The organism is Legionella septentrionalis, from assembly GCF_003989745.1.
Classification (GTDB): Bacteria; Pseudomonadota; Gammaproteobacteria; order Legionellales; family Legionellaceae; genus Legionella_A; species Legionella_A septentrionalis.
On the sequence record NZ_RZGS01000057.1, the window covers coordinates 1 to 7073 of the forward strand.

Genomic DNA, 7073 nt, shown 5'->3' on the forward strand with positions numbered 1-7073 from the left:
TCATTGGCATTGAAAAATACTATTTTGGAGTGATGTTTTTCCACAGTAGTACGGTGCGCGATGCTGATAATGGTCGTAGTCTTTAATGCTTTTACCATCTTATAAACATGCTCCTCACTTTCTTCATCAAGCGAAGAAGTCGCTTCATCGAGGAAAAGCCAATCGGGTTTTTTTAATAAAACCCGTGCGAAAGCGATTTTTTGTTGCTGTCCTCCTGACAATTCTTTTGACCAATTGCGTTTCTCATCCAATCTTGAAATAAAATGCTCCATTCTGCCGACTGCCATTAATGCTTCGCTGTATTGTTCTTCAGCGTAAGTAGTTACCGGCTCTGGATAAGCCAAGACAGCTTTTAGGGTGTCGTTCGGAATGGTTGGTTTTTGCGGTAGAAAATAGAGGGATTTGCCCGAAGGGATTGAAATTTTTCCTTCGCCATATTTCCATGTGCCTGCAATGGCTTTAAAAATAGAGCTTTTGCCAAGACCGGATGCGCCTTTAATCAAAACGTGTTCACCCGGCATAAACTTTAAGCTCAAGTTACGTAGGATGTAGTCGGTGCTTTCTCTCGGTGGGGCAATGTTTAATCCTTTCACTTTGAGTGAATCTTTGTCTCGTACTTTTCTAACGATTTCTTTGGGGCTTGTTTGAAGTCCTTCTTTCTCGAAGCGTTCTTTTAATTCGGTGATGCGCTCAATGCTTGCCTTGATTTTAGATAGGTTTTCATAAGTATTTGCAAACCAGCTAAGTGACATGCTCACCTGGGTAAAAGACAGGCCAATTTGCATTAACTGACCTATCTCTATAAGGCCACTAAAATAAAGAGGCGCTGCCAGCAGATTTGGAAGAATGCCTGCAGATTGCGAATAGAAGCTTTGAAAAGCAATTAACCCGGTGTCGGTGTTAAGCTTTTCATTTGCCGAGATTTTAATTTCCTCAATTTGATTATTGATGGTCGTTTTGTAATAGTTTTCGGCGTGCTCCTCCGCTATGTTTTCCGCTTCTTCATTTAATTGCACCAATTCCTGCCTTAAGTCTGCCTCGGCTTTCTCAACGTGTTGGTTTGCAGCAGGGAGCGATTTACCGATTAAATGCGTCATGAGTGTTGCTGAAACAGCAAGGATTAAGGCTACCCAAACTAAATAGCCGGGGATAACGACATTAAGGCCAAGCAGTGTAAAGGCGAGTGGTCCTCCTACTATCCATAAAGTACCAACAAAGGTTGCCAAGGTAAGCACGGAATTTAATAAATCCGCGCCTAAATTAAGCGCTAAATCCACGAAAGATTTTACGTCTTCCTGGATGCGTTGAGATATATTATCAATCTCTGGGGAAAATCGTTTGAGCTCCAAATAATTGTTTTCACTTTCGAACAATTCAGACGTAATTTTTTTGGTAAGCCAGCTTCGCCACAAGATGGAAAGTTTTTGAATGAGAAAATTTTTTAAAACGGAAATGCCCACAAAGGCACCGAGAATTAAACTAAACTGTCCCATGCTAATTAAAAAAGGAGTCAACGCTTTGGCGGTTAGAACCGCCCAAAACCCGGCCGACCACCATGAAAATGCAGCCATCAGGGCGACAAGCCCCACGACACAGACTCCGGTACCAATTAATAAAGCCCATGCGCGCAGTTTTTCATCGGAATGAATGAAATAGTCTTTGAATAAACTAAACACGTTTGACCAAGTAGAGGTTGTCGCCTCTGGCGCTATGGAATGATTTTGCATCGAATGCTACCCAAGATTTTAGGAGGACTTTGTCCTATGGATTCACAGGCTCATAGTTCGCTCATGAGCCATGCAAGTGGGAAGAGAATATATCGGTTGGTTGTATATAAATCAATCAAAATATAGACAAGGAAAATGGGAAGGTATTCACATGGTTTACTGAGCAAACGATAGACATAGCATCAGGTTCCATGGGTTGCCGTCTCTATCCGTAAAATATATTTAGTATTTAGGAGAGTATGGATTGCTTTCAAGCCTTAATATGATGAACTCGCAGGTTTATTTAGTCTTCAAAAAAAACTGGCCTAATGCCCATCGAAGATTGGCTTCCATTGAAAGCAATGCAGGATGCTATGGATCATGAGATAAGTCATCTTAACCAGTAAGATAAAGTATTGGTTAAGTATTTTAGAAAATATTACGTATGGCGATAACTAGCTCCATTTGTCATGGGATGATTATCGCCAAACTCGTGGTTGTAAATTTGTACTTCGAAGTAAATAGCCTCACTACATACCGCAAGAAGGAGTACGACTGAACCCTTGGATTAATCGTTCATTTTCTTCTATCTCTTGGTTCATGGAGGCAATAAATTGATCAATTTTACTCTCATTTCCGTTTTTTTGATTATGTGAATTATTTTGCTTGGAAAAAATTTCCTCTGAGACGAAGTGACAAAAACGACTGGTTGCTGCTGAAAATATTTTTTGATTTTGCTCAAAACTGTGAACTGCGGTCGAAAACTCGGCTGCTGCAGTACCAATGGTTCTTACTTTAAGAGTTGAGGCAACAATCGCATCTTCATGTTCTTTCACATTTGTTGTTAATGCATCGAATTCTTTTTTAATTTCTTTTTGTGGTTCGATAAGCCGGGTTGCTTCTCTTTCCATCTCATGTGCCACAGCAGACAGTTTTCCATTATTTTGCTCGAGTGACTGGGCTCCCGCATCCATTAATTTGCTATGTTTTTCTAGGTCGTCGTGTCGGGCTCGTAGTTTTTCAATTCCGGCGTTGAGTTTTGCCGCGGCAGTTTCAAAAAATTCCACATTGATTTTTAAATCTTCATCCAAAGCTTTTTGTTCTGTGGCAATAATTTCGGCGGCAGCATGGCGGGCTCGTTCATGGAAAACAAATAAGGAATGAATGAGTATAGAAAAACAGAGGGCTGCAAGCGATAACAAAACAGGCACGCCAGTCAGTAATCCTGCCACACCTGCCACAACGCTTATGCCTGTGAAAGTACCTACTTTTAACAAAAGGTGCTTTTGAATCCACCAAGCAGTTAGGGCATCAAACCAGCTTTTACTTTCGAGTTTACGTTTTATGAGCTCGCCTGTTTCATTGGCGGGATATTCTTTGTTAATTGGGGAAAACCAGTCGATTAGATTTTTAAGTTGGTTTCCAATCCAGATGAGTACTTGCATTGATGTGGCTCCTTAAAAAATCTATTTAAGCATATTGCTGGCTGTAGGCGCGGGCTGCTCTTCTATTACCATATGTTTTGCCTTAAAGAACATGCACTGTTGTTTAAGAGTTCCACATATGGTTTGAAGCTGATTAATTTGACTGCCCTGCGTTTCAATTATTTGTGTTTTTTGAAGATTTTCATCAGTAAGCTTTTTTATGACGTTTTGGAGTTCTTCAAGAGTCGAGGTTTGCTCGGTGGCGGTTTTATTTAAGGCTGCAATTTCTTTGGTTGCTTGGGTGAGCTTTTCTTCTTTCTCATCGAGCAATTGATTCAGCATGGAAATTCTTCGGGTTGATTTGATACCTGCTTCCTTGATTTGGGATCCGATCTCTTTTAATCCCAATAATGATTTATGTAATTCTTCGCCGGTTTTTTGTGTAAGATTTACTGTTGATTGCAGGTAATTACTGGTTTCAGCTATTTTTTCAGATAATAATTGCAGCTGTTCCAATGATATGGTGTCAATTACTTCGTCAATTTCATCGCTCAGAGAAGTAAGCTCGACATCAATTTTTTGAATACCTTCAGACGCTGTACGGATGCGGGTTTGGGTGATTTGGTGTTGCTCATCGAGGGCTTTCATGTGCTCAAGGCTTGTTAGTGTTTTTGAATCCAGCTTTAAATACCAGAGAGCCAGTCCACCTAGTCCAACAATACTGCCACCGGCAAGCCCGCTTACCACGATACTCGCGATTAGAGTGCCAACAGACACGGTGGCTTTTGCACCGATCACAGCGACAGGCGCTAAAAGAAGGGGTAGAGGCATAGAAAAATCCTTATTATCCATAAAATATGAGCGGAAAAATATCACTGTGAATTTAATTTCTCAATAGAGTTTTAAATTTTATTTTTATGATGATATAAGAACCTTAGTCCTTTTTATCGCTCTATTTGTTATTGTTTCTGTCGTTAATAAAGATGATTTTCAATGAAAGGGTTGGGGTAACCTTCAATGGCTTTCACGCGCTTTGCCCAAAGGAGTTCCTCGCCACTCGGTGGGAAAGTTTTATCCCACGCTTCAAATAATTTTCGTTGAGAAAGACTTAACTGAATATCATAATACCAACTCATAAATAAATGAGCTCGGGCGACTATTCCCTTGGCACGATCAGGTGGCTCAATCCGTTTTTGTTTTGATGAAATTTTAATAGGGCACCCATAGAAAGTACTTTCATCAGAAAGCATCATAAAACGAAAGTTAGAGCGTGCTTGATTGACGAGTCCCGCCTCTGGCCATAAATTATAAAGCTCAGCCTCTGCTTCACGGAATGCTTTATCTACTTTCTCACAACATTTTCGACCTTTGTATGGTTTTCCGTTTTTATGAGTGCAAACGGCTTCGTTCCAGCAAGTAAGATGATGTCCAAAATGATCGGCCGCCATGATATGTTCCCACTCAATCCGATGTGCTCGATGATGTTGGGAAGCGTTTTCCATATGACAGCTTTTAAGGTTTACTCGTAATCTGTCATCAAATTGGCAAGCACAGTATAGGGTTTGTGAATTCTCAGCAAAGATAACGCGGGCTATTTTTTTAGCCGATTGAAAGGAATGGGGTTTGGTATATGCAAAAGAGCATGAAGCGAAAAGGAAGAGGATGATAATTTTTTTAAAACTGTTCATGTGAATGATAGGGATTGAAAGAGAGCGAGCATCTCTACCGCCTCACCCTTGTAACTATTAGTGAAGCGAAGTCTAAAATGTTTTTTTATAACTTTTTATAAAATTCAATTAATCCCAAGAAAATACGCAGCAAAAGTCAGAAGTATCGATGAAATTACAAAAGGCCAGCTAGCTTTATTAAAGGATTTTGTGACAATAATGACAAGGGAGGACAATATAATATTTACGCTCGTAATAATTCCAATATATATGGCATCTTTAAAAAACCCGATAGCTCGAAGCTTATATAAGATAAATGAATAGCAGGCTAAGACTAACATCCCCACATAAACTCTTAAATAATTGTATCCTTAAATAACCTGTAATTTCTTTCTGACAACTAGGGTCTGTTGACATTTCACATAGGTAACCACAACACTGCGCAAACCATAGCTACAACAGACACATAATTTCGTTTTAACTTATCAAATCTTGTAGCAAGCCCTCTAAAATGCTTTATTCTTGCGAACAAGTTTTCAACTAAATGTCTGTATTTATACAGGCACCAATCTATACCAGTATTGCCAATTTTAGAATTAGATTTTCTTGGAATGACAGGAATAGATGATTTTTTGAGAATAGCATCGCGTACTTCTTCGCTATCATAGCCTTTATCTGCAACAGTAAAATCTGCAACGGGTAATTTTTCGATAAACTCAGGAGCAACGTTGCAGTCATGAACCTCGCCACCGGTAATCTCAAAATCAAGAGGTAATCCATGCGCATCAACTGCCATATGAATCTTTGTTGTATTACCTCCTCTGGATTTCCCTATGGCCTGATTTTCTTCAGAAGCCGCACCAGCACTGTGTTGGTGAGCCTTAACGATGCTGCCATCAATGAATTCCCATTCCAGATCAGGCTTCTGTACCAATGCCTTGAAAACCAGCATTAGTTTGCCTTTTAATGACCATCGATTAAATTTTTGAAAGACGCTATTCCAGCGTCCAAAGCGTCTTGGTACATCTCGCCATGGACATCCAACACGCATACGATACAGTATTCCTTCTATTGTTTTACGTAAATGGGGCTTGTCATAAATCCCTTGTTCGCGCATTATTGTCCGTAGCTTTGACCAATGCTCATCACTGAGCTTATGTCTAGCCATTGCAAACTCGTTTTGTTCTTGTGTGAGAACCTGAATATTACGAGTTTGCCCTTACTTTTCAATCCGTTAACAATCAATTGTCAACAGACCCTAGCAAGAAGACTATTAATACCCCATATTTAGAGTTAGTAAGACATCGAAAGGAAAATAAATGTCTGCTTTTAAAAAAGCTATTTCTCAACTGTGTCAAAGTGTTAGGAATATAGTATTCGAAAAAGAAGGGATGACAAAATATAGAAAGGTTCTCTTATTTTTCATATCAGATGGTTTGTTGACATCAAGTGAAATTGATCAATTAAATTTTTTAAAAGAAAAATATTCGCTTAGTACGGATGAAATAAATAAAATACATAAGACTGTTTTGTCTAATTATTGGAATTTATTAATTTCGGATTCATTGATTACTGAGAAAGAAAAACAATCTTTTGAAGAGCTCTTAACTTATTTTTCCCTCAAGACGACAGATATCAATTTTTCTCAGGCTGATTTCAATAAATTCTATGCGCTTGGTCTTCTTGCTCATGGGGTTCTAGTAGAAATACCTAAAGAGAGTCATAACCTCAACATATGTTTTAATAAAGAAGAGGTTCTCCATTATGGAGAAGATGCTTTTTTATGTAGAATAAAAAAATCGATTGCTCGGATAAATTATTCGGGTATCTCAGGATCGATAAAAATAGTAAAGGGTCTTCGCTATAAGTTTGGGTCTTTTAATTTGGTGCAACAAGTCAATGAATATGTAACCCCTGAGGATTCGGGTGTTTTTTATATTACAAATCAAAGGATTGGTTTTTTAGGTGCTAAAAAGCAATTCACTATCAAGCATAGCAAAATTATTAGTTTCAATTTAAGTCAGGATGGTTTGTTAGTGTTTAAGGAGGGCAAGGAAAACCCTTATATCCTAAAAATGGATGATTATGAGGTGATAGCAGGTATTCTTTCGTTTATTGTCAATCATTAATGATGCAGGTGTTAACTAGCGTCGATCTGTAAACATCCCATTTTTAGTGGCAGCCTAAATTAGAGTCTTTCGCCTGTTTTTTAGCCAAATATTCCCATGGCGTTAAATCACCCAGTGAATCGTGTGGTCTTTCTTCATTGTATTCCC

The 7073-nt window shown here is 38.8% G+C and carries 6 protein-coding genes; 1 reads left to right on the forward strand and 5 read right to left on the reverse strand.

The genetic code is table 11. From position 1 onward, the window contains the following. The 5 genes from ELY11_RS11820 to ELY11_RS11840 form a co-directional block, all read right to left on the reverse strand. A partial coding sequence (locus ELY11_RS11820) for an ABC transporter ATP-binding protein/permease (RefSeq protein ID WP_148110537.1) occupies positions 1-1727 on the reverse strand: 1727 nt, incomplete at its 3' end. Between the two features lie 509 nt (positions 1728-2236). Then, positions 2237-3151 (reverse strand): hypothetical protein, encoded by a 915-nt coding sequence (locus tag ELY11_RS11825; RefSeq protein WP_127033751.1) that lies wholly within the window; start codon positions 3149-3151, stop codon positions 2237-2239. 21 nt (positions 3152-3172) lie between these two features. After that, positions 3173-3961 (reverse strand): hypothetical protein, encoded by a 789-nt coding sequence (locus ELY11_RS11830; RefSeq protein ID WP_127033754.1) that lies wholly within the window; start codon positions 3959-3961, stop codon positions 3173-3175. Between the two features lie 143 nt (positions 3962-4104). Further along, positions 4105-4818 (reverse strand): endonuclease, encoded by a 714-nt coding sequence (locus ELY11_RS11835; RefSeq protein WP_127033757.1) that lies wholly within the window; start codon positions 4816-4818, stop codon positions 4105-4107. A gap of 397 nt (positions 4819-5215) precedes the next feature. Beyond that, a complete protein-coding gene (locus tag ELY11_RS11840; RefSeq protein WP_127033760.1) occupies positions 5216-5965 on the reverse strand; it encodes an IS5 family transposase in 750 nt (249 codons plus the stop codon). 151 nt (positions 5966-6116) lie between these two features. On the opposite strand from ELY11_RS11840, the gene ELY11_RS11845 reads away from it, so the two are divergent. Then, the gene (locus ELY11_RS11845; RefSeq protein WP_126954203.1) at positions 6117-6926 is read left to right on the forward strand and encodes a hypothetical protein; all 810 of its coding nucleotides are present in this window, start codon (positions 6117-6119) and stop codon (positions 6924-6926) included. The last annotated feature ends 147 nt before the right edge of the window (positions 6927-7073 follow it).